17 protein-coding genes are annotated in these 20,814 nt (G+C 73.9%); 3 read left to right on the forward strand and 14 right to left on the reverse strand.

What is annotated here, in order from left to right:
• The first annotated feature begins 166 nt into the window (after positions 1-166).
• Together ACFY1T_RS04690 and ACFY1T_RS04695 are read left to right on the forward strand one after the other, a co-directional pair.
• The gene (locus ACFY1T_RS04690; protein WP_030862132.1) at positions 167-640 is read left to right on the forward strand and encodes a thioesterase family protein; all 474 of its coding nucleotides are present in this window, start codon (positions 167-169) and stop codon (positions 638-640) included.
• Positions 637-1,359 carry a hypothetical protein gene (locus tag ACFY1T_RS04695; protein ID WP_390786969.1) on the forward strand — a complete coding sequence of 241 codons (723 nt, stop codon included), beginning with the start codon at positions 637-639 and terminating at the stop codon, positions 1,357-1,359. Before ACFY1T_RS04690 ends, ACFY1T_RS04695 begins: the two co-directional genes overlap by 4 nt.
• Before the next feature lie 39 nt (positions 1,360-1,398).
• On the opposite strand, the gene ACFY1T_RS04700 is transcribed toward ACFY1T_RS04695, so the two are convergent.
• A complete protein-coding gene (locus ACFY1T_RS04700) occupies positions 1,399-1,803 on the reverse strand; it encodes a globin (protein WP_390786970.1) in 405 nt (134 codons plus the stop codon).
• Positions 1,804-1,905: 102 nt separating this feature from the next.
• On the opposite strand from ACFY1T_RS04700, the gene ACFY1T_RS04705 reads away from it, so the two are divergent.
• Positions 1,906-2,922, forward strand: coding sequence for a methyltransferase domain-containing protein (locus ACFY1T_RS04705; RefSeq protein ID WP_390786971.1), 1,017 nt, complete (start codon positions 1,906-1,908; stop codon positions 2,920-2,922).
• A gap of 40 nt (positions 2,923-2,962) precedes the next feature.
• On the opposite strand, the gene ACFY1T_RS04710 is transcribed toward ACFY1T_RS04705, so the two are convergent.
• The 13 genes from ACFY1T_RS04710 to ACFY1T_RS04770 all read right to left on the reverse strand — a co-directional run bounded on the left by ACFY1T_RS04710 (position 2,963) and on the right by ACFY1T_RS04770 (position 20,721).
• The gene (locus ACFY1T_RS04710; protein WP_390786972.1) at positions 2,963-4,039 is read right to left on the reverse strand and encodes an FHA domain-containing protein; all 1,077 of its coding nucleotides are present in this window, start codon (positions 4,037-4,039) and stop codon (positions 2,963-2,965) included.
• A 63-nt stretch (positions 4,040-4,102) separates the two neighbouring features.
• On the reverse strand, positions 4,103-5,425 hold the full coding sequence (locus tag ACFY1T_RS04715; RefSeq protein ID WP_390786973.1) for a VWA domain-containing protein: 1,323 nt from the start codon (positions 5,423-5,425) through the stop codon (positions 4,103-4,105).
• Between the two features lie 42 nt (positions 5,426-5,467).
• On the reverse strand, positions 5,468-7,018 hold the full coding sequence (locus ACFY1T_RS04720; RefSeq protein ID WP_390786974.1) for a protein phosphatase 2C domain-containing protein: 1,551 nt from the start codon (positions 7,016-7,018) through the stop codon (positions 5,468-5,470).
• Positions 7,019-7,021: 3 nt separating this feature from the next.
• Positions 7,022-9,787 (reverse strand): tetratricopeptide repeat protein, encoded by a 2,766-nt coding sequence (locus ACFY1T_RS04725; RefSeq protein WP_390786975.1) that lies wholly within the window; start codon positions 9,785-9,787, stop codon positions 7,022-7,024.
• Positions 9,784-11,052, reverse strand: coding sequence for a hypothetical protein (locus ACFY1T_RS04730; protein WP_390787418.1), 1,269 nt, complete (start codon positions 11,050-11,052; stop codon positions 9,784-9,786). Before ACFY1T_RS04730 ends, ACFY1T_RS04725 begins: the two co-directional genes overlap by 4 nt.
• A gap of 71 nt (positions 11,053-11,123) precedes the next feature.
• Positions 11,124-12,218: a glutamate ABC transporter substrate-binding protein gene (locus tag ACFY1T_RS04735; protein ID WP_390786976.1), complete on the reverse strand. Its 1,095-nt coding sequence runs from the start codon at positions 12,216-12,218 to the stop codon at positions 11,124-11,126.
• Positions 12,219-12,223: 5 nt separating this feature from the next.
• Positions 12,224-13,633 (reverse strand): hypothetical protein, encoded by a 1,410-nt coding sequence (locus ACFY1T_RS04740; protein WP_390786977.1) that lies wholly within the window; start codon positions 13,631-13,633, stop codon positions 12,224-12,226.
• Positions 13,634-13,811: 178 nt separating this feature from the next.
• Positions 13,812-14,831, reverse strand: a complete 1,020-nt coding sequence (locus ACFY1T_RS04745) for an N-acetylglucosamine kinase (protein ID WP_390786978.1) — start codon at positions 14,829-14,831, stop codon at positions 13,812-13,814.
• Positions 14,822-16,096 (reverse strand): 6-phospho-beta-glucosidase, encoded by a 1,275-nt coding sequence (locus tag ACFY1T_RS04750; RefSeq protein ID WP_390786979.1) that lies wholly within the window; start codon positions 16,094-16,096, stop codon positions 14,822-14,824. The genes ACFY1T_RS04745 and ACFY1T_RS04750 overlap by 10 nt, the downstream gene beginning before the upstream one ends.
• Before the next feature lie 5 nt (positions 16,097-16,101).
• Entirely contained in the window at positions 16,102-17,022 is a 921-nt protein-coding gene (locus ACFY1T_RS04755; protein WP_390786980.1) for a carbohydrate ABC transporter permease, read from the reverse strand.
• 1 nt (position 17,023) lies between these two features.
• Positions 17,024-17,998: a carbohydrate ABC transporter permease gene (locus ACFY1T_RS04760; RefSeq protein WP_390786981.1), complete on the reverse strand. Its 975-nt coding sequence runs from the start codon at positions 17,996-17,998 to the stop codon at positions 17,024-17,026.
• Between the two features lie 6 nt (positions 17,999-18,004).
• The gene (locus ACFY1T_RS04765; RefSeq protein WP_390786982.1) at positions 18,005-19,339 is read right to left on the reverse strand and encodes an ABC transporter substrate-binding protein; all 1,335 of its coding nucleotides are present in this window, start codon (positions 19,337-19,339) and stop codon (positions 18,005-18,007) included.
• Positions 19,340-19,503: 164 nt separating this feature from the next.
• Complete coding sequence (locus ACFY1T_RS04770; RefSeq protein WP_390786983.1) at positions 19,504-20,721, reverse strand: ROK family protein; 1,218 nt, start codon at positions 20,719-20,721, stop codon at positions 19,504-19,506.
• Positions 20,722-20,814 lie beyond the last annotated feature (93 nt).

Genomic DNA, 20,814 nt, shown 5'->3' on the forward strand with positions numbered 1-20,814 from the left:
CGGGTCGCCACCCACATCCTCGCCTACGAAGGCGAGTCCAAGTGGTACTGGTTCGAAGGCAACTTCGAGTCCTACGAGAAGAACAAGATCGAGCGTCTCGGCCCGGACGCGGCCCGTCCGCACCGTGCCACCTACAAGAAGCTCACGCGAGGCTGAGGCCGGAACCATGGCCAGACACCACTACCGGTGCCCCCTGCGCTGGGCGGACATGGATGCCTTCGGGCACGTCAACAACGTCGTCTTCCTCCGCTATCTGGAGGAGGCGCGGATCGACTTCATGTTCCGCCTCGCGCCGGGTGAGGGCAGCGAGTCCTTCACGGGCGGATCCGTCGTGGCCCGCCACGAGATCGACTACAAGCTGCCCCTCGTCCACCGTCACGAGCCCGTCCTCATCGAGTCCTGGGTGACCCGGATAGGCGCGGCGTCCCTGACCATCCGCTACGAGGTCAAGGACGAGGCCACCGAGGACGCACCCGAGACGGTGTACGTGCGCGCCGAGACGGTGGTCGTGCCGTACAACCTCGCCGAGGGGCGGCCCCGCCGCATCACGGCCGAGGAGAGGCACTTCCTCGAGGAGTACCTCGACGAGCCGGCCGGCAAGCCGAAGGCCAAGGCCGCCGAAGGGCGCCTGGCGGCATGACCGGACAGTTGTGCTTCGCCGATTCCGGGGAGGCGGCGGACCTCGCCGCCTTCCTGGGCCGGCTGGTGCACTACGACCGCGCCGCCGCGGTCCGCCTGCAGGCGCAGGCGGGCGGCGGCGCGCTCGCCGTTTTCGGGCGGCCGGCCTCCTTCGAGGTGCTGGCCATCCGCACGGTGCGCCTCGCCGTGCCCGTCACCCGCCCGCTCGACGTGACCGTCTCCGCGGGCGAGCTGCTGGAGTCCGTGGACGAGGCCGCCGCGAGCGCCGCCGTCCCCGCGCCGGTCACCGGCCCGCCGTGGACCGGGGTGCTCCCGCCCCGAGGCAACTGGCGCCGGCTGCCCGGACTGCCCGGCCCCGAGGCGATACGAGGCGCCCTGAGCGCGTCCGTCGCCGAGTTCCGGGCCCGTGACGCGGCCCTGCCCCCGCAGCACCGGACCCGGTCCGAGCGGGACCGCATCGGCCGCGAGATCTGGTCCCGGACGCTGGGCGACACCGAGCTCCCGCTGCGCGCCGTGCACGCCGCGCAGTCCCTGGGCTTCCTGAGGCCGGTCCGGTCGGCCGTGACGAGCGGGGCCGGAGCCCCCGGCGCCGCACCCGACCCGGTGGCCCTGCTCGGCTCCGGAGGCTGGCTCCGGCTGCGCACCCCGTACGGCTCGATCGCGATGCGCCGTCCCGGCGGCACCGGGGGCCTCGGCGCCCTCCAGGTGCGGCCGCTCTAGTCGGTCCCCCGGCCCTCCGCTTGCGGTTCCCCGTACGGGCTATCCGGCGGTGTTGACCATCGAGGCGGCGGCGTACGTCAGGTACCGCCACAGCTGCGCCTCGAGCTCCGGAGCCAGAGCCAGCTCGTCCACCGCCACGCGCATGTGCCCCAGCCACGCGTCGTGCGCCGCCGCGTCCACCTGGAACGGGGCGTGCCGCATCCGCAGGCGCGGGTGGCCGCGGTTCTCGCTGTACGTGTTCGGGCCGCCCCAGTACTGCATCAGGAACAGGGCGAAGCGCTCCTCGGCCGGGCCGAGGTCCCCCTCCGGGTACATCGGGCGCAGCAGCGGGTCCTCCGCGACCCCTTCGTAGAAGCGCCGCACCAGACGGCGGAAGGTCTCCTCGCCGCCCACCTGCTCGTAGAACGTCTGCTCCTGAACCGTGCCCCGCGGAATCTCATTCACCCGACCATCGTCTCAGACGCCCGGACGGAGGACGGAGGTCTTAGGACCACCGTTCGCCGACCACCGTTCGCCTCCCGGGCCCGGTCGCAGGACAGTGGAGCCATGGGTGCACACGCCGCTCACTCCGCACGTCCCGCACGCTCCCCGCACGCCGCGCACGCCGAGGCGCGCGACCTGCGGGACACCGCCCACGCCGCACAGGTGCGGGAGCTGACCGCCGCCGGGGTCCTGGAGGATCCCGCCTGGCGTGCCGCCTTCGCGGCGGTGCCCCGGCACGTCTTCGTCCCGTACTTCTTCACCGGCCGCGGGGCCGGCCACGAGCGGCTGTGGGGCGAGGACCCGGACCCGGCCCACCGCGCCCGATGGCTGCGCGGGGTCTACACGGACACCCCGCTCGCCACCCGCCTGCGCGACGGCGAGCTGCTCTCCTCCAGCAGCCAGCCGTCCCTGATGGCGAAGATGCTGGAGGCGCTGGACGTCCGCGACGGGGACGACGTACTGGAGATCGGCACGGGCACCGGCTACAACGCCGCGCTGCTCAGCCACCGGCTCGGCGAGGAGCACGTCACCACGGTCGACCTGGACGAGGAGATCACCGAGTCCGCGCGGGCCCACCTGGCCCTGCTCGGCCACCGGCCGACCGTGGTCACCGGCGACGGGGCGCGCGGCTGCCCCTCACGGGCCCCCTTCGACCGGATCCTGGTGACCTGCACGCTGCCGCTGATCCCGCACGCCTGGCTCGGCCAGTGCCGCCCCGGAGCGCGCATCCTGGCCCCGCTGTCGACCGGACTGATCGCGCTGACGGTCCGGGACGCCGATTTCGCGGAGGGCCGCTTCCTGCACACCTCGGCGTACTTCGTCCCGCTGCGCGGGGCCAAGGCCTCGCCGGCCGCGCCCGGGCTGCCGTACGGGCTCCCGTACGAGCTGGTGGAGAACGAGCGGTTCCAGTTCATGCTCGTGCTGACGGCGGGCGTGCTGCATCCGCGCGAGGCCCTGGACCTGTGGCGCGGCGAGGGCCGGCCGGGCCGGGAGCGGTTCGGGGTGACGGTCAGCGCGGAGGGGCAGTGGTCCTGGCTCGACGACCCCCAGGGCCCGTACGTGTGGCCCCTGGGGGAGTGAGGAGTCGCTTTCCCGCGGTGTGCCGTCTAGCCGCGGTGCGTCATCCGCGGCGGATCGTGATCGTCGTCCAGGCGCCCACGTGGACCCGGTCGCCGTCGGTGAGGGGCACCGGGACGTAGGGCTGGATCGGTTCCTCACCGCCGTTGATGGTGGTGCCGTTGGTGGAGTTCTGGTCCACGACCGCCCAGCTGAGGTCCGGCTGCTGGACGAGCACCGCGTGCTGGTGCGAGACGCCCGGGTCCTCCGGGGGCACCGACAGGTCGATGTCCGGGGACTCGCCCGTGGAGGCGCGGCGGCGGCCGATGGTGATCTGGCCGCCAGAGAGCGGGAGATGCTGCTCCGGGGAGTACGCGGGCAGGTTGAGCGCCGCGGCCTCGGGGCCGCTGCGCTGCATCATCGCCATGAAGTACGAGCGGTCGGGGCCGATCGTCGCGCTCCAGGCGCCGGTGCTCTGGGGCGGGAACGGCTGCTGGGGCTGGCGCTGCTGCTGCGGGGCCTGCGGCGGCTGCTGCTGGTACTCGTGCGCCTGCGGCTGCTGCTGGTACTCCGCCTGCTGCCGGTACTCCGGCTGCTGGTACTCGCGCAGCGGCGGCGGGGGCTGCTGCGGGTACTGCGGGGCCTGCGGCTGCTGCGGGGCCTGCTGCTGGTGCTGCTCGTGCGCCGGCGGCGGCAGCAGCCAGTCGTCCTCGCGCTGAAGCGGTTCGGCCGGCCGGTTGACCCGGGACGGCCGCGAGCCCTGGTACTCGAAGTGGTCCTGGGAGAACGGAGCCGAGGCGGGCACCTGCGGTGCGGGCGGCGGCGGAGGCGGCGGCGGGACGGTCCCGGCGCCGTTCCCGCCCGCGGCTCCCGCATCCGTGCCCGGTGCCGAGAGCGGCGTGTACGAGGTCGCCGAGCGCGTCAGGAAGTTGTACCGGCACTCCTCGCAGAACGGGGCCATCGCCTCGCGCGGGGTCCGGCACTGCGGGCAGAGCTCGGCCTGGGCCGTCGGCTCACCGGCGCTGGGAGGGTAGCCGTAGCCGTAGGAGGGCGCCGCGGGCGCGGCGGCAGCCATGCGGTGGCCGCAGACCTCGCACCAGTCGTCGGAGGCGGACTGGTGCCCGTTCGGGCAGGTCGGCATGGCGGCTCTTCCCCCTTCAGCCTGCGTCATCGCGTCAGGTCTTCTCAGGTCTCTCGGATGGTCTCAGGACTTCTTCACACGGACGGTCTGGATCGAACGCGTTTCGAGGGTCATCTCGTCGGCATCCGCGACCTTCGCCTTCAGCCGCACAGTACCCGCCGCCGCATCGACGACATCCACCACCTTCGCGAGCAGTTTGGCCGTGTCCGCGTTCCCGGAGGCGCTGGCCAGTTGAACGGCACGGCCGAGCTTGGCCGTGGCGCCGTCGACATCGCCCAGTTTGCGCGCTTCCAGCCCCTGTTGGATAGCCTTCGCGAGTTCTGCCTGCCCCGTGTAGTGGGCCACCTGCGGGTTGATGGCGGTGGACGCGGCCAGATCGTCCGTCCACACCGCCCGTACGAGGCCCTGCCCGAGCGTGGCCGGCGGCTCGCCCGGCGCGCCGGGCAGCAGGAGCGTGGCCCGGGCGGCCAGCATCTCCTGGCCGACGGACGCGGCCGGGACCCGGACGCACACGTGGTACTCCCGGGACTCGTCGCCCCAGGACCCGGTCGGGTAGTCGCCGGCGCGCGGGCCCGCCCCGGTGCGGCGGTCGCTGAGGTCCTGGACGGTGGGTGCGACCTGCTTGACGTACTGGATCTCCACGCCGACCGGGGTCCACAGGCGCAGCGCGACGTCCGCGACCTCCTTGCCCATGACGTTCTCCATCATGAGCGTGAAGTCCTCGGTCAGGTGCGCCGGATCGGCCACGATGTCGGCCGAGCCGAGGAGCGCGCTCGCGATGCCGGTGACCTCCTTGACCTCCCAGTCGGTCCCCACCCCGCGGGCGTCGCAGGTGAAGCGGCCCGAGCAGGCCTCCAGGGTGGCGCGCAGGACGGCCGGGTCCTCGTGCTCGTTGCGGCCGTCGGTGAGCAGGATGCCGTGCCGGATGGCGGCGGAGGACTGGCGCAGCAGGCCGTCGGCGAGGCGCAGCCAGGTGCCGATGGCGGTGCCGCCGCCGGCGCCCAGGCCGCGCAGGGCCTCCTTGGCCTGGGCGCGGGTGGCCGGGTCGGCGACGGCGAGCCGGCCCTGGCCCGGGTAGACCTCCTTGGCCACGTGCGTACCGGCGATGACGGCGAACGCCGTGCCGTCGCGCAGGGTGTCGATCGCGGCGGCGGTGGCCTCGCGGGCTCCGCGCATCTTGTCCGGCGGGTACTCCATGGACCCCGAGCAGTCCACCATGATCACGACGGCGGCCGAGCCCCGGGCGGCGGCCGCGCGGGTGGCGGCGCCGCCCGTGGACGTGACCGTGACGATGGCGTGGACGTCCCGCCCGCCCTCGGGGAGGAACTCGTTCTGGTACACCTCCACGCTGAAGCGCGGGGCGCTCGGCTTGGCGAAGTTCGCCATCGACTGGACTCCTAGGAGAGGACGGTGGTGCGGGCGGATGGATCAGGCCTGAGGGCGTGCTTCCGGTTCCACTTGCCCTTCCGGTTGTGATCCCGCCCGCGCGACCGCGGCTGCCGCGGCCGTGGTCGTCGCTCCCGGACCGGCCGGGGCGGCGAACGGGACGACGGCCACCGTGACGTTGTCGTGGCCGCCGCCGTCGAGGGCGTGCCCCACCAGGACCTGCGCGCTGTGCAGGGGGCGGGCGGCGGCGTCGGCGGGCAGGACCTGGGCCATGTCCTGCGCGGACTCGGCGTAGTTCCACAGGCCGTCGGTGCAGACGACCACCACGCCCGCGTGGTCCGGCCTGAAGCTGGCGGTGTGCGGCTCCAGGTCGTAGGCGTCGGCCCCGAGCCAGCCGGTGATGGCGTGGGCGCGGACGTCGGCGTAGGCCTCGGCCTCGCCCATCAGCCCGGCCGCGACCATCTGGGCCGCCCAGGAGTCGTCCTCGGTGAGGCGGCGCGGCAGCGCGTCCCGGTCGTCCGGGACCCAGTACGCGCGGCTGTCGCCGACCCAGCCGACGGTCAGCAGGTCGCCGCTGACGACGGCGCCGACCAGGGTGCAGGCGGGGGCGTTCTGCGCGCCCGGGACCTCCGGGGCCAGGGCGTTCACGGCGGCGGCCGCGGCCAGGATGGCGTCGTGCATGGCCTCCTGGGGGTGGGCGCCGCGGGGGAGGGCTTCGAGCAGGGCCTCGTTGGCGGCGCCGGCCGCGGCGGCCGATGCCTCGTCGGGGCGGCTGGCGGAGGAGACGCCGTCGCAGACGATGGCCACGGTGGCGGCCGATCCGTCGGGCAGGGCCGTGGCCGCGACCGCGAACGAGTCCTCGTTGCGGTGGTGGCGCAGCCCGCGGTCGCTGACGGCGGCGACGCTGCCGAGCTCCTCCTCCAGGTGGTCCCGCTCGCGGGGCTGGGCGTGCCCGCAGTGCTCGCAGTACCCGTCGGTGTCGACCCGCCCGGCCCGGCAGGCCACGCAGGTCTTCCCGCCGTCGCCGGCCGGGGGACCGCTCGCCTGGGGGGTGCCGGAGGCGTACGGGTCCTCGTGGCCGGGCCCGGTGCCGCCGTACGGGGCCTCGGGCGCGCCCCAGGGCGTCCCCTCGGGCGGGGTGGGGGCGCTGCCGGGGCCGCCGGGCCGGTCGTGGCGGATCTCGCCGCCGTACGCCGGATCGGAGGCTCCGTACGGGGAGCCCTGCGGCGGTACGGGGGCCTGCACGGGAGCCGGGGCGGGGGCGGGCGCCGGGTCCGGGACGGGCCCGGGCCGGGCCGCGGACTCGGCGGAGGCCGGCTCCGCCTGCGCCGTCCACCCGGCGGTGTCCCCGACCAGCGTCGGCGCCGCCCCGGCCGCGACGCTGCCCCAGCCGGGTGCGGGCTCCGCCAGGGCGTAGCCCCCCGTGGGGCCGGCCGGCGGGGCCGGGAGCGTCGGGATCGGGAGGGTCGGATCGTCCCGGAACGCGGGAGGGGGCGCTGCGGACACGGGAGAGCCGCAGACGCCGCAGAAACGGTCACCCTCCTCGAGGGGCTCCGCGCAGCTGGGGCAGCCAGACGGCCGATGCATCGACATCACTCACACCCACGTCCGGGGACGGAAACGGTTTGCCCGTTCCACCAGTTCGATCCTGTCCTCGCCCCGCTGCGCCAGCCGCGCGAGCACGCGGTACGAGCGCTCCAGGCCGAAGCGCAGGCCCCGCTCGTCCAGTTGACTGCCGAGCAGCGAGGTCCGCCCGGGGTCGGAACCCCGGCTACCCGACAGTACCCAGTCCAGGGCCGAGCCCAGAACCTCGGTCGACAACCGTTCGTGCCGTACCGCGTCCAGCCCGAACCGCTCCAGGGCCTCCACCTGCGCGGCAGCCGCCGCCAGATCCGGAAGCAGGGCCTCCTCGGGAGACCGGTCGCGCAGGCGTGCCCGTACCGCCGCCACCCGTGCGGCGGTGTAGTGGATCGATGCCTCCGGCACGGACTCCAGCGTGTCCACCGCCCCGGACCGGTCGCCCGCGGCCAGTTGGACGCGCGCGAGCCCGAACGCCGCGCTCACGAACCCCGGGTCGGTCATCCACACCAGCCGGTAGTACTCGGCCGCGTTGTCCAACTGCCCCAGGATCTCAGCGCACAGGCCGAGCGCCAGCTTCGGTGCCGGCTCGCCCGGGAAGGCGTCGTAGATGGCGTCGAACGACAGGGCCGCTATCTCGTCGTCACCGGTGGCCAGCGAGGCGATCCCGCGGGCCCACACCACCCGCCAGTCGTCCGGGTACCGGCCCTCCAGATCGGCCAGGGCGGCTCCGGCCGCGGCGAGTTCGCCGAGCTCCAGGCGGGCCCGCAGCTCGCGCAGCCGCAGCTCGGCCGAGTCGGCGGGCGCCGAGCGCAGGGCGCCCAGCAGGTCTCCCGGGGCGGAGGCCAGCAGACCGGCCAGGAAGCCGGCGTTGGGGTCGGCCGAGTCCACCAGCGGCACCGGCAGCGCCAGCGCCATGTCCCGGGCCTCCAACGCGGCCAGTTCGGTGGCGCGTACGCCCGGCCCGGGCGGTGGAGCCGCCACCGGCCCCGCGGCGCCCTCCGCCGGCGCCTGCCGGGGAGCCGGCACCGGGACCTGCCGTGCGGCCGCGCCGACCCGGTGCGTCGCCGTGGTCCCGAGCGGTGCCGGGAGGGCCGCCGCCCCCGGAGTCCCGGAAGGGGCGCCCGCCCCACCCGGAACCGCCGCGGAAGCAGCTGCCGCGGCCGGCGCCGGCAGGATCGCCGACAGCCCGGGGCGGCGCCCGCGCCCGCCCGCCGCGCGACCCGGCACCGCCCGCGCCCCCAGCCGGGACACCTCGGCCCCGGCCACGTCGGCGAACAGCCGGGTGTCCGGAACCCGCAGCTCCGGCCCGAAGAGCGTCGAGAGCTGGGGCCGCGGCCGGCCCGTCTGCAGCGCGACGACCTCCCGCAGCACGCCCGTCAGCTGGTCCGCCATCTCCTGCGCGGACGAGAACCGCCGGTCCGGATCCGGGTCGGTCGCCCGGACCAGCAGCCGGTAGAAGGACTCGTACCGCCCGAACACCTCGATGTGCTCCGGGTCCGGCAGCGAATCCACGAACACGTTCGTGTAGCCCTGGAAGTCGAAGGTCAGGACGGCCAGCGTCCGCGCCACCGTGTACAGGTCGGAAGCGACCGAGGGGCCGAGCTCGGCCACCTCCGGCGCCTGGTAGCCCACCGTGCCGTAGATGGCCGACTCCTCGTCGTCCATCCGGCGCACCGCGCCCATGTCGATCAGCTTCAGCTGGTCCTGCTGCTGGATCGCGTTGTCGACCTTGAAGTCGCAGTACAGGAGGTTCCTGCTGTGCAGGTGTCCGAGCGCCTCCAGCGCCTCGATCCCGTACGCGCAGGCCTGCTCCACCGGCAGCGGATCGCGCCGGCCGTCCGGCCGCCGCCGCTCGTTCGCTATCTCCTTCAGCGATTTGCCGCCCACGTACTCCATGACGATGTACCCGTCCAGCGAACCCGTCCGCTGGTCCAGGTGTTCCACGAAGTTGTAGATCCGCACGATGTTGGAGTGCTCGATCTCCGCGAGGAAGCGCCGCTCCGAGATCGCCGCGGCCATCGCGTCCTGGTCCCCGGTGTCCAGCAGGCCCTTGAGCACCACCCACCGGTCCGACACGGCCCGGTCCACCGCCAGGTACACCCAGCCGAGCCCGCCGTGCGCCAGGCAGCCCGCCACCTCGTACTGGCCGTGGACGACCTCACCCGCGCGCAGCTTGGGCACGAACGAGTACGGGTGCCCGCACTTGGTGCAGAACCCCTCGGTCCGGCCCGGCCGGTCCCCGCGCGAACGGCCCACCGGAGCCCCGCAGTCCGAGCGCGAGCAGAACCGCTTGCGCTCGGGCACCTCCGGGTTCTCCAACACCGCCGCCGAAGGGTCCGGACGCGGCACCTCCGGAATGTTGACCAGCCCGGCGCCCAGTCGGCTGCGCCCCGAGGGCCCGGCCGCCGAACCCGAACTGCGCACCGACACCGAGCGGCTGGACGCGGCCCCCGACAGGGAGCGCGAGAGCCGGCCCGACACCGAGCGGCGCGAGGACGAGGAGCGCGAGGACCGCGAGGAGCGGGCCGAGGCCGACGTCGAGCCCGAACGGCCGGACCGGGCCGACCCGTGCGAACCCTGTGACCCGTGTGATCCCTGCGAGTCGGGGTACCGGGCCGCGCTCGTCATCCCCGTCGGCGGCGAGACCAGCTCCTCCGCGCCCGCCGCGACGGAGCCGATCGGCGCCAGACCGCAGGTGTCGCAGTACAGCTCGCCACCGCCCATGTCCTCGTACGACCCCGGGCAGCCGGGGCGAACGCACGCGGTTCCGACCAGACTCATGCGTCCTCCTCCTTCCCCGGCCCGTCCGGCCGGTACTGCGGCTGCGGCGGTGCCAGTGACTCGGCCGCCGCCTGTTGGTAGCGCAGCACGGCCTGCTCGGCGGCCCGCAGATCGCAGGGCGCGCTCCACAGCATCCGCCGGGCCGTGTCGTACCGCTCGATCAACAGAGGATCCTCCGCCATGCCGTGCCGGGCCACCTTCGCCTTGTACGCGTCGAGCCGCCCGCGCAGCTCCGCCCGTACGGCCAAGGGCGCCGTCACCGCCGTCAACGACTCGCGGGCCCGGCGCAGTTCCTCCTCGGCCCGCTCCTCCAGCGATTCCAGCAGCGGCGAGAGCCGGTGCCACCGGGCCTGGCGGCGGTACTCGGCCGCCGCGGCCAGCTGCTCCTGGAGGGCCGTCGGCGGCCCGCTCACCACCGGCACCTCCGAAGCCGCGATCTTCGCCAGCACCTCGCCGCGCGCCGTCCGTGCCTCCGCCAGGGTCCGGTCGGCCCGCGAGAGCACGTCCCGCAGGCTGATCAGCCGCTGCTCCGCGTCCTGCCGTACGGCCAGGACCGCCTCGATCTCCCGCCGTACGTCCTCCAGCGCGACCGCGGCCCGGTCGTACCGGGTGGTGTCCGGACGGCCGCCGCCGGGCGCGGAACTGCCCGCCACCGGCTGCCAGAAGGCCAGCGGGTCGGCGATCACCTGCTCCCGCAGCCCGGTCAGCTCGGCGGTGATCGCCTCGAGGTCGTCGCCCGAGGGGTGCTCGCCCGGGCGGACCCCGACCGAGTGGGCCAGCGAGCGCGTGCGGTGCAGCTCGGCCGCGAGCAGGTCGATGCGGGCGGGCAGCGCCGACCACACCGAGTCGGCGGCCACCACCACGTCCAGCGAGCTCGCGTACAGCTCGTTCATCCGCGACACCAGCTCGGCGAGCGAGAGCCGCTCCGCGAGCGCCACGCCCTCCGCCCCGGCGCCGGCGATCAGCACCCCGGGCCCGCGCAGCCGCTCGGTCAGCTCGATCAGCTCGTCGCGGCCGGGCCAGCGGCGCCGCTCGCGGATCTCCCGGGCGGCGCCCAGCGCGCCGCTGTAGGCGTCGAAGTAGGTCCAGAGCCGGGTGATGGCGGCGTCGGCCGCCGCCCACCGCTCCTTGGTGAGACCGGTCAGCCCGGCCCCTTCCAGCAGCCGGCGCCCGGCGTGGTCCTGGAGGGCGAGCAGGGAGGTCTCGACGGCTTCGTGCTCCGCGCCGAGCCGGGCCAGGGCACGGTCGACGTCGTCCCGGTCCATCACTGCCGACTGCGCCTCCACAAGCCCCGCCTCCGCTTCCCCGACATCGGGCTCCGACTCTGCCACCTGTCTCAGCCGTCCCGGTACTTCGGCGCGGGCGGTCCGGCCACGCCGGGCAGAACGGGCTTGAGGTGCGCCACGTACGCCTGCATCCAGGGGCTGTTGTCACCGCCGGCGCGGTAGCTCTCCAGCACCTTGTTGACGCGGCGCACCAGGTCGGAGGCGTCCTTGTTCATGGCCACCCCGTAGAACTCCCTGGTGAACGGGGAGCCGACGAGGCGCACCGACGGGTCCTGCGCGGCCTGGCCGGCCGCGAGCGCGTTGTCCGTGATGATGCCGTCCACCTCGCCCAGCTGGAGCCGGACCAGGCAGTCCAGCTGGTTGGGCACGCTGACCGGCACCGAGCCGTACGGCTGGGCCTTGAGCGCCGCCTCGGCCGTGGAGCCGGCCGCGGTGCAGATCCGGCGGTCCTTCAGGGAGGCGTCGTACCCGGTGATCGGCGAGCCCTTGGGGGCCAGGACCTGCTGCCCGGCCTCGAAGTACGCCGTCGAGAAGGCGACGTCCTCCAGCCGCTTGCAGTTGATCGTCATGGTCCGTACGACGACGTCGACGCGGCCGTCCTGGAGTGCGGGGACGCGCTGGCTGGTGGGGATGGCCCGGTAGATCACCGCGTTCTCATCGCCCAGGATGTCCTTCGCGATGGCCTTGACCAGGGCGATGTCGAACCCGTCGAGGCGGCCGTCGACCGGGTTGCGGTAACCCCACTTGAAGCTGTTCTGGTCCACGCCCGCGACGAGCTTGCCCGCCTTGCGGATCCGCTCGATCGTCGGCCCGTCCACGCCGTTCGGGCGCAGGCTGGCCTCCGGATCCTGGCAGGTGTCGGTGAGCGACCAGGGGGCCGGGGCGGCCGCCATGGAGGCGGGTTCGCGGACCACGGCCGGATGGCCGCTCTCCGGGGCCGCCTGGGCCAGCGGCAGCAGGACGGCCGCGGCCGTCACCGCGCAGGCGGTGGCCATCGCGCTCACCCCGCCCCAGCCGCGCAGCCGCGCCGCCGCGCGCCGCGGCCCGGAGGCACGCGGCACCGGGCCGGGCACCCCGGCCGCACCGGACGCTCCGCCGCCGGGGCCCTCGGAGCCCTCGTCGTCGGACTTCACACCTATCCGCATCGCTGTCACCTGTACTCCGAAAGCCGGCGCCCGATGCCGAGCAGTGCCGCCGCCGCGCCGAGGACCGCCAGGGCCGCCGAACCCGTCACCAAACCGCCCAGCGCGCCGAGCCCGTCCCGGGCCGCCCGGGTGAACTCCTTCTGCTCATGGGCCACGGCCTGCTCCAGGGAGGCGTCCACCGTGTCGAACGAGGCCCCGCTGCTGTCCTTGTGGTCCTTGTCCCCGATGACCTGGGGCAGAGCGGCCTGGTAGTCCCCGCGCAAGTCGGTCTCCCGGGCCGCCGCGTGCCGCAGCTTCCACTCCTTGACGCCGTCCGCGGCGCGGACCACCGGATCCCGCCCGCTGCTGTCGTCGGCCAGCTTCCGCGCCGTCGCCAGCCCCGCGTCCAGCTCCTTCATCTCGGCCGTGAAGTCCACGTCGTACTTGTCGGACTTGTTGTCCGCGGCCAGTACGGCGCCCCGCGCGATCAGCGTCAGGTTCTCGCTGGCGCGCGCCTGGAGCGAGGCGATCCGCGCGTCGTTGAGCACCTTCAGGGACTCCTGGCCGTCCGCGCGCGCCTCCGCCAGCCCCGACCGCGCGACCGTGTGCCCCACGGCCAGCCACAGCAGCACCACCAGCGAGGCGGCCGTCGCCGCCACGAGCCCGTGGTTGAAGACCCGGTTCGTGCGGCGGTAGTTGCGGCGCTGCGCCCAGGCCAGGGCGGCCAGTGCGAGCAGGCCCGTGCCGAGCGAGGCCAGCGGCAGTGCGCGGGCGTCGTCGTAGTCCGTGTAGAGCCGGCCCGTCTCCGCCTCGTACAGCCGCTGCGCGGCGGGCAGCAGCTGGGTGCTCATCTGCTCGTTGGCGTACCGCAGATAGGCGCCGCCCAGCGGCAGGCCCTGCTTGTTCGTGGCCCGGGCCTGCTCGATCAGTCCCGTGTAGCGCGGCAGCTGCTCGCTCAGCAGCGCGATCTGCTTGCGCGAGTCCTCGTCCGCCCCGGTGTTCGCGGCCGCGTTCACCAGCAGCCTGGAGGCGTTGGCGATGTCCTTCTCGTACCGCTCGCGGACCTCGCGCGGCTCGTCGCCGCCGGCCAGGAACCCGCTGGAGGAGGCCGTGTCGGCATCCGCGAGGGAGCGGTAGATGCTCGCCGCGTCAGCGCTCAGCGGCTGGCTGCGGCCCACCACGTCGTCCGCGGCGCCCACCCGGGCGGAGATCTCCCAGACGGTCACCAGGCCGAACAGCAGCACCAGCGCCGCCAGGACGGCCCCGATGATCCGCAGCCGGCCGGGCTCGGTCGTGGCGGCGGCGCGCAGCCGCTCCACGCCCTCGGCCCAGGCCGTACCCGGCCGGGCGGGACCCTGCGGCGGCCCCCCGGGCGGACCCGGGGGCGGCACGGCGACGGCGCCCCCCGGCGCGGGCGCGCGTGATGTGATGGCCACCGTGACCTCCCCCTTGGTCCTCTGTTCCGCAGCAGTATGGCCGTAGTCACGGCCGACCACAGCACCCGGTGCCGGATCTCGGCGATCCACCCCCCTGCGCGTGCCTGCCCCACCCCTTCACCGTGAATACGTCTCCACGCCCGCCACGGTTCCAGACACGGGGCCTCGCGGGGCGGGTTCACCCGAAATGGGCACGGAGTTTTCCGTGAGCCTCGGGCAGCGCGCCGAGCGCGTCCAGCCCCAGCAGTCCCGCACCCAGTACGGGCGGGGCCGAGACCACCGACACCCTGGCCCGCGGCGCCCGCCGGGCCAGCCCCGCCGCGATCCGCCCGTCCAGCTGCGCGTGACCGGCCGTGAGGACGCCGCCGCCCAGCAGCACCGGGGCCTCCTCCTCCAGCAGGTCCAGCCGGGCCAGCGCCACCGAAGCCAGCGCCACGACCTCGTCCGCCTGCCGCTCCACGAGCGCCGAGGCCACCGCGTCGCCCGCCGCGGCCACCGAGAACAGCACCGGCACCAGCTCGTGGGTCCGCCCGTGCGCCAGGCTCCCCAGGTGCAGTGCCTCGATGAGCTCGGCCATCGAGGCGAGCCCGAAATGCCCCGGCAGCGCCGCCGCCAGCTCCGTCGGGCCGCCGCGGCCGTCCTCCGCCCGCGCCGCCCACCACAGGGCCTCCGAGGCCAGGCCGCTCCCGCCGCCCCAGTCCCCGGAGATCTGCCCGAGGGCCGGGAAGCGGGCCGTGCGCCCGTCGGGCAGCATCCCCACGCAGTTGATGCCGGCCCCGCACACCACCGCGACCCCCCGCGGCGGCTCGCCCGCGGCCAGCCCGGCGCGCAGGATCGCGAAGGTGTCGTTGAACACCCGGGTCGCCGGGCCCCAGCCGCGCGCGCCGATCGCCTCCGCGAGCTGCCGCTCCTCCACCGGGAGGTCGGCGTTGGCCAGGCACGCCGAGACCTGGTCGGCGTACGGCGCCCCCGGCGCGGACGGGGGCAGCGCGGCCGCCCCCACGGCCTCCGCGACCGCCTGCCCCAGGACGTCGACCGCCTCCTCGACGCCGGTGCGCGGCGGCTGGAAGCCGCCGGAGCGCCCGGTGCCGAGGACCGTGCCGTCCGCGGCGATCAGTGCCGCGTCCGTCTTGCTGTTGCCCGCGTCGATGGCCAGGACGGCCGGCCGGGCGGGAAGGGCGGGAGGGGTCACGCCCATGCCAGGTGCTCCTTGTTGTGCGCGAGGAGACGGTCGGTCAGCCCCTCCGCGAGGTCGAACTGGCCGACCAGCGGGTGCGCCAGGAGTGCCTTGAAGACCCGCTCGCGACCGCCCCGGAGGGCCGCGTCCAGCGCGAGGTCCTCGTACGCCGTGACGTGCGCGACCAGTCCGGCGTACAGCGGGTCCAGCCGGGGCACGGCCAGCGGCACCGGACCGGACCGGTCCACCCGGGCCTGGACCTCGATCACCGCGTCGTCGGGGAGGAAGGGCAGGGCGCCCTGGTTGAGCGTGTTGACCACCTGCACGGCGGCCGGGCCCGGACCGCCGTCGCCCAGCAGCGCCGCCGCCAGGTCCACGGCCGCCTCCGAGTAGAACGCCCCGCCCCGCTTGGACAGCAGCTCCGGCTTCTCGTCCAGCGCCGGATCGGCGTACAGGGCGAGCAGCTCCCGCTCCATGGCGGCGACCTCGGCGGCCCTGGAGGGCTTGCCGCCCAGCTCGCGCACCACCGCGTCGTGCGCGTAGAAGTACCGCAGGTAGTACGAGGGCACGACGCCCAGGCGGTCCAGCACCGCCCGCGGCAGCCGCAGGTCCTCGGCGACGGCCGCGCCGTGCTCGGCGAGCAGCCCGGGCAGCAGGTCCTCGCCCCCGGGGCCGCCCTTGCGCACCCCCAGCTCCCAGGTGAGGTGGTTGAGGCCCACGTGGTCCAGGTGGATGTCGGCCGGGGCCAGGTCCAGCAGCGCGGCGAACTTCCGCTGGAAGCCGATGGCCACGTTGCACAGCCCGACCGCCTTGTGCCCGGCCCGCAGCAGGGCGCGGGTGACGATTCCGACCGGGTTGGTGAAGTCGATGATCCAGGCGTCCGGGTTGGCCCGCCGGACCCGCTCGGCGATGTCCAGCACCACCGGAACCGTCCGCAGCGCCTTGGCGAGACCGCCGGCGCCCGTGGTCTCCTGCCCCACGCAGCCGCACTCCAGCGGCCAGGTCTCGTCCTGGAGCCGGGCCGCCTGCCCGCCGATGCGCAGCTGGAGCAGGACCGCGTCGGCCCCCTCGACGCCCGCGTCGAGATCGGTGGTGGTGGTGACCCGCCCCGTGTGCCCCTGCTTGGCGAAGATCCGCCGGGCCAGCGCGCCGATCAGCTCCAGCCGATCGGTGGCGGGGTCGATCAGCACCAGCTCGCCGATCGGCAGGGCGTCGCGCAGCCGCGCGAAGCCGTCGATCAACTCGGGCGTGTAGGTGGAACCGCCGCCCACCACTGCGAGTTTCATGGTCACTAGCCTTTCACTCCCGTCAGGGTGACGCCCTCGACGAACGCCTTCTGGGCGAAGAAGAACAGGACGATCACCGGCGCCATGACCAGCACGGTCGCGGCCATGGTGAGGTTCCAGTTGGTGTGGTGCGCCCCCTTGAAGGACTCCAGTCCGTAACTGAGGGTCCAGGCGGCGGGGTTGTCCGAGGCGTAGATCTGCGGGCCGAAGTAGTCGTTCCAGGCGCAGAAGAACTGGAACAGCGCGACGGCGGCGATCCCCGGCTTGGCCATCGGCAGGACGACGCGCAGCAGGGTGCGGACCTCCCCACAGCCGTCGACCCTGGCCGCGTCCAGGTACTCGTCGGGGATGGTCAGCAGGAACTGGCGGAGCAGGAAGATCGAGAACGCGTCGCCGAACGCCATCGGGATGATCAGCGGCCACAGGGTGCCGGACAGGTCCAGCTGCTTGGCCCAGAACAGGTACATCGGGATGACCACCACCTGCGGCGGCAGCATCATCATGGCGATCACCAGCAGCAGCGACAGCCGCCGCCCGCGGAAGCGGAACTTGGCGAGGGCGTACGCCACGGGCACCGAGGAGACCACGGTCAGCAGTGTGCCCAGTCCCGCGTACAGCAGGGTGTTGCGCCACCAGGTCAGGAATCCGGGGGTGTTCCACACCTTGGCGTAGTTGCCCCACTCCCAGGTGTCGGGCACCAGGTCGCGGGTCAGCGCCTGCTGGTCGCTCATCAGGGAGGTCAGGAAGAGGAAGACGAACGGGAGGACGAAGAACAGGGCGGCGGCGACGCCGAGGGCGTGCACGCCGATCCAGTGCAGGAGGGCCCTGCGGTCGGCGCGGCCGCCGCGGCCCGGTCCGGCCGTTCCCGCCGCCGCCCGGGTGTCCCCGGTGGCCGCGGGCGCCTTCGTGCCGGTCAGTTGAGCCATCTCAGTCACCTGCTCCGATCAGCCCGCCACGGCGGCGCATCAGCAGTGCGGTGCAGGCCATGGAGAGGGCGAAGAGGACCAGCGCGACGACACAGGCGGTGCCGTAGTCGAAGCGCTGGAAGCCGACGTTGTAGACGACCTGGGGGAGGGTCAGGGTGGACTTGTCGGGGTAGCCGGGCTCGAACTGCTGGCCCGAGCCGCCGATGACGCCCGCGGCGACCTTCCCCGCCACCAGGGGCTGGGTGTAGTACTGCATGGCCTGGATGACCCCGGTGACCACCGCGAACAGGATGATCGGCGAGATGTTCGGCAGGGTGATGTGCCGGAACCGCGCCCAGGCGCCGGCTCCGTCCAGCTCGGCGGCCTCGTACTGCTCCTTCGGTACGTCGAGCAGCGCGGCCATGAAGATGACCATCAGGTCGCCGACCCCCCACACCGCGAGGACGGTGAGGGCGGGCTTGGACCAGTCGGCGTCGGTGAACCAGCCCGGGGCGGGCAGGCCGACCGCCTCCAGCAGGGTGTTGACCGGGCCGGTGCCGGGGTTGAGCAGGAAGACGAAGGCCAGGGTCGCGGCGACCGGCGGGGCGAGGTAGGGCAGGTAGAACAGGGTCCGGAAGACCCCCGCCGCCGTTTTGATCTTGGTGATGAGCAGGCCGACGCCGAGGCCGAAGACGACCCGGCAGGCGACCATCACCACGACCAGCCACAGGGTGTTGCGCATGGCCGGCCAGAACAGCGGATAGTCCGTGAAGACGTACGTCCAGTTGTCGAGGCCGTTGAAGACGGGCGGGCGGAAGCCGTCGTACTTCGTGAAGGAGAAGTACACGGTGGAGACGAGCGGGTACGCGAAGAAGACGGCGAACCCGATCAGCCAGGGCGACATGAAGGCCGCGGTGCGCAGGGAGGCCCGCCGGCGCTTCGCCCGCAGCGCGGGCGCGACGGGGCCGGGGCCGGTGCTGGTGCCGGTGCTGGTCATCGCGGGCTACTTCGCCTTCGCGATGTCCGTGTCGATCTGCCGGCCGGTCTTGGCGAGGCCGGCCGGGATGTCGGCGACGTCGCCCTTCTCGACCGCGTACGCGAGGTCCTGGAAGGTCAGCTGGTAGGTGCCGCCGTCGGCCTGGGCCGGGGTGGTGCTCGACTTCGGGTGCCGGGCGATGTCGAGGAAGGTCTTGAACTCCGGGGTGACCTGGAGGTCGGGCGACTCCAGGGCCGCCAGGGTGGAGGGCACGTTGTGGATGGCGTTGGCGAAGGCCACGACCGCCTGCGTGTCGGTGGTCATGTACTTCACCAGCTCCCAGGCGGCGTTCTGCTTCTTGCCGCCCGAGGCGATGCCCATGATCGTGCCGGAGAGGTAGCCCTTGCCGTAGTCGGCGGCCTGGTCGTCCGGCACCGGCAGCGGCGCGGTGCCGATCTCGAAGGTGACCCCGGCCTCCTTGGCCATCGCGGCCCGCCACTCGCCGTCGATCTGCATGGCGACCTGGCCCTTGTGGAAGGGGTGTTCGGCGCTCCACTCGTCGCCGAAGGTGTTGCGGAACTTCTCCAGCTTCTCGTAGCCGCCGAGCTTGGCCACCAGGTCCTTCTGCGCCGTCAGCATGCTCGCGAAGGCCGGGTCCTTGGCCAGGTTCGACTTGCCGTCGGCGTCGAAGTACTTCGGGCTCCACTGTGCGGCCAGGCGCGCGGGGGTGGTCTCGTAGCCGTGGTAGGTCGGCATGATGCCGACCTGGCTGTACGAGTCCCCGTCGGGCTTGGTCAGCTTCTGTGCGACCTCGACGAACCGGCTCCACGTCTTCGGCGGCTCGGTGATGCCCGCGGCCTTGAAGGCGTCCTTGTTGTAGACGAGGCCGTACGCGTCGTTCAGCAGCGGCAGCGTGCACTGGTTGCCGTTGAACTGGGTGTAGTCCAGCAGGGTCTTGGGGAAGACCTTCGCCTTGTCTATGCCGGCCTTCCGGAGGAAGGGGTTCAGGTCGGTGAAGGCGCCGGAGTTGCAGAACTTGCCGACGCTGTCGGTGGTGAACGAGGAGACCACGTCGGGGGCCTTGTCCCCGCCGGCGCGGAGCGCCTGGTTGATCTTGTCGTCGGTCATGTTGCCGGTGACCTTGACCTTGATGTTCGGGTGGGCCTTCTCGAAGCGGGCGATGTTCTCCTCGATCGCCTTGGCCTCGCTCGGCGCGGACCAGCCGTGCCAGAAGTTGAGCGTGACCTCCTTGTTCGGATCGTCGGAGGCAGCGGTGCCGCTCTGGCCCGTACACGCGGTGGCGAGGACGGACAGCGCGGCGACGGCGGTGGCCGCGACGGTCAGACGGCGGGTTCTGGGCATGGCGGGGCTCGCTCTCTGCGGGAGGAACTTCCGGGACGGGTGCCAGGGGATGCGACGAGCAGTGCGGCGGGGGTGGTGAGGGGGTGGTGCCGGGGTGCAGGTGGTACCGGGGTGCAGGTGGTGCAGGTGGTGCAGGTGGTGCTGGTTCTGCGGGGGTGGGGCGGTCAGCGGCGCGAGGTGTCGAAGACCTCGTCGCGGGTGGCGGCGAGGGCGCTCTCCAGTGCGCCGCGCAGTACGGGCCGGTCTCGCACGGTGCCGGACACCAGGCGCGGCCGGGAGGGGGCGAGGTCGGCGAGCTCGGCCTCGACGAGCTCGCGCAGCACGTCCCCGCCGGCGGCGGTCACCGCGCCGGACAGGACCACGATCTCCGGGTCCAGTACGGCGACCAGCGAGGCGAGCCCGGTGGCCAGGGCGGTGGCGTACCGCTGGAGGAGCAGCAGGTCCGCCCCCTCGGGGTGCCCGGCCGCCCGCGCCAGCAGCGCGACCGCCGCGGCGACGGGCGTGGCCGGCGGCCCGGAGGCGGGACCGGGCGGTGCCGCGATGCCCAGCGCGGCCGCCATCCGGGGCACCACCTGGACGCCGGCCAGCTCCTGGTAGCCGCCCGAGTTGACCCGGGTGACCTGCCGGACCAGGGGGTGGCCGGGTACGGGCAGGAAACCGACCTCCCCCGCGCCGCCGGTCCATCCGCGGTGCAGCCGCCCGCCGAGCACCAGGGCCGCGCCGAGCCCCTCCTCGTTCCACAGCAGGACGAAGTCCCCGTGACCGCGGGCCGCGCCGAGCCGCTGCTCGGCGACGGCGGCCAGGTTCACGTCGTTCTCGTACCCGACCGGCATCGGCAGGGCCGCCGCCAGCTCCTCCAGGAGGGTGGGGGAGTGCCAGCCGGGCAGGTGGTCGGCGTAGCGCAGGGCCCCGGTGCGGGGGTCGAAGGACCCCGGGGTGGCGATGACGACGCGGTGGATGTCGGAGCGCCGCAGCCCGGCCGCCTCGACGGCCCCGCCGAGGGCCCGGGCGACCCGGTCGACGGCCCCGGTGCCCTCGGCGTACGGGAGCTCGTGGCTCCCGATCACCTCGCCGGTGAGGTCGGCGACGGCCGCGACGATCCCGCCCGGGGTGACGTCCAGTCCGGCGACGTGGGCGGCGTGCGGGTTGACCCCGTACAGCTGGGCGTTGGGGCCGGGGCGGCCGCCCGCGGTGCCGGAGGCCACGACCAGCCCGGCGGCTTCGAGGCGGGCCAGCAGCTGGGAGGCGGTGGGCTTGGAGAGCCCGGTGAGCCGGCCGATCCGGGTCCGGGACAGGGGCCCGTGCTCCAGCAGCAGGTCCAGCGCGGCGCGGTCGTTCATGACGCGCAGCAGGCTGGGGGTACCCGGGGTGGTGCCGGTCATGGGCGCTCTCCGTCATCGGCTCAGCCGACGGCCCCGTCATCGGAGCACGTGACCGTCAGGAACTGTTAGGTAAGTTTCCTATCGGTGTTTGAG

The organism is Streptomyces sp. NPDC001194 (genome assembly GCF_042896985.1).
Classification (GTDB): Bacteria; Actinomycetota; Actinomycetes; order Streptomycetales; family Streptomycetaceae; genus Streptomyces.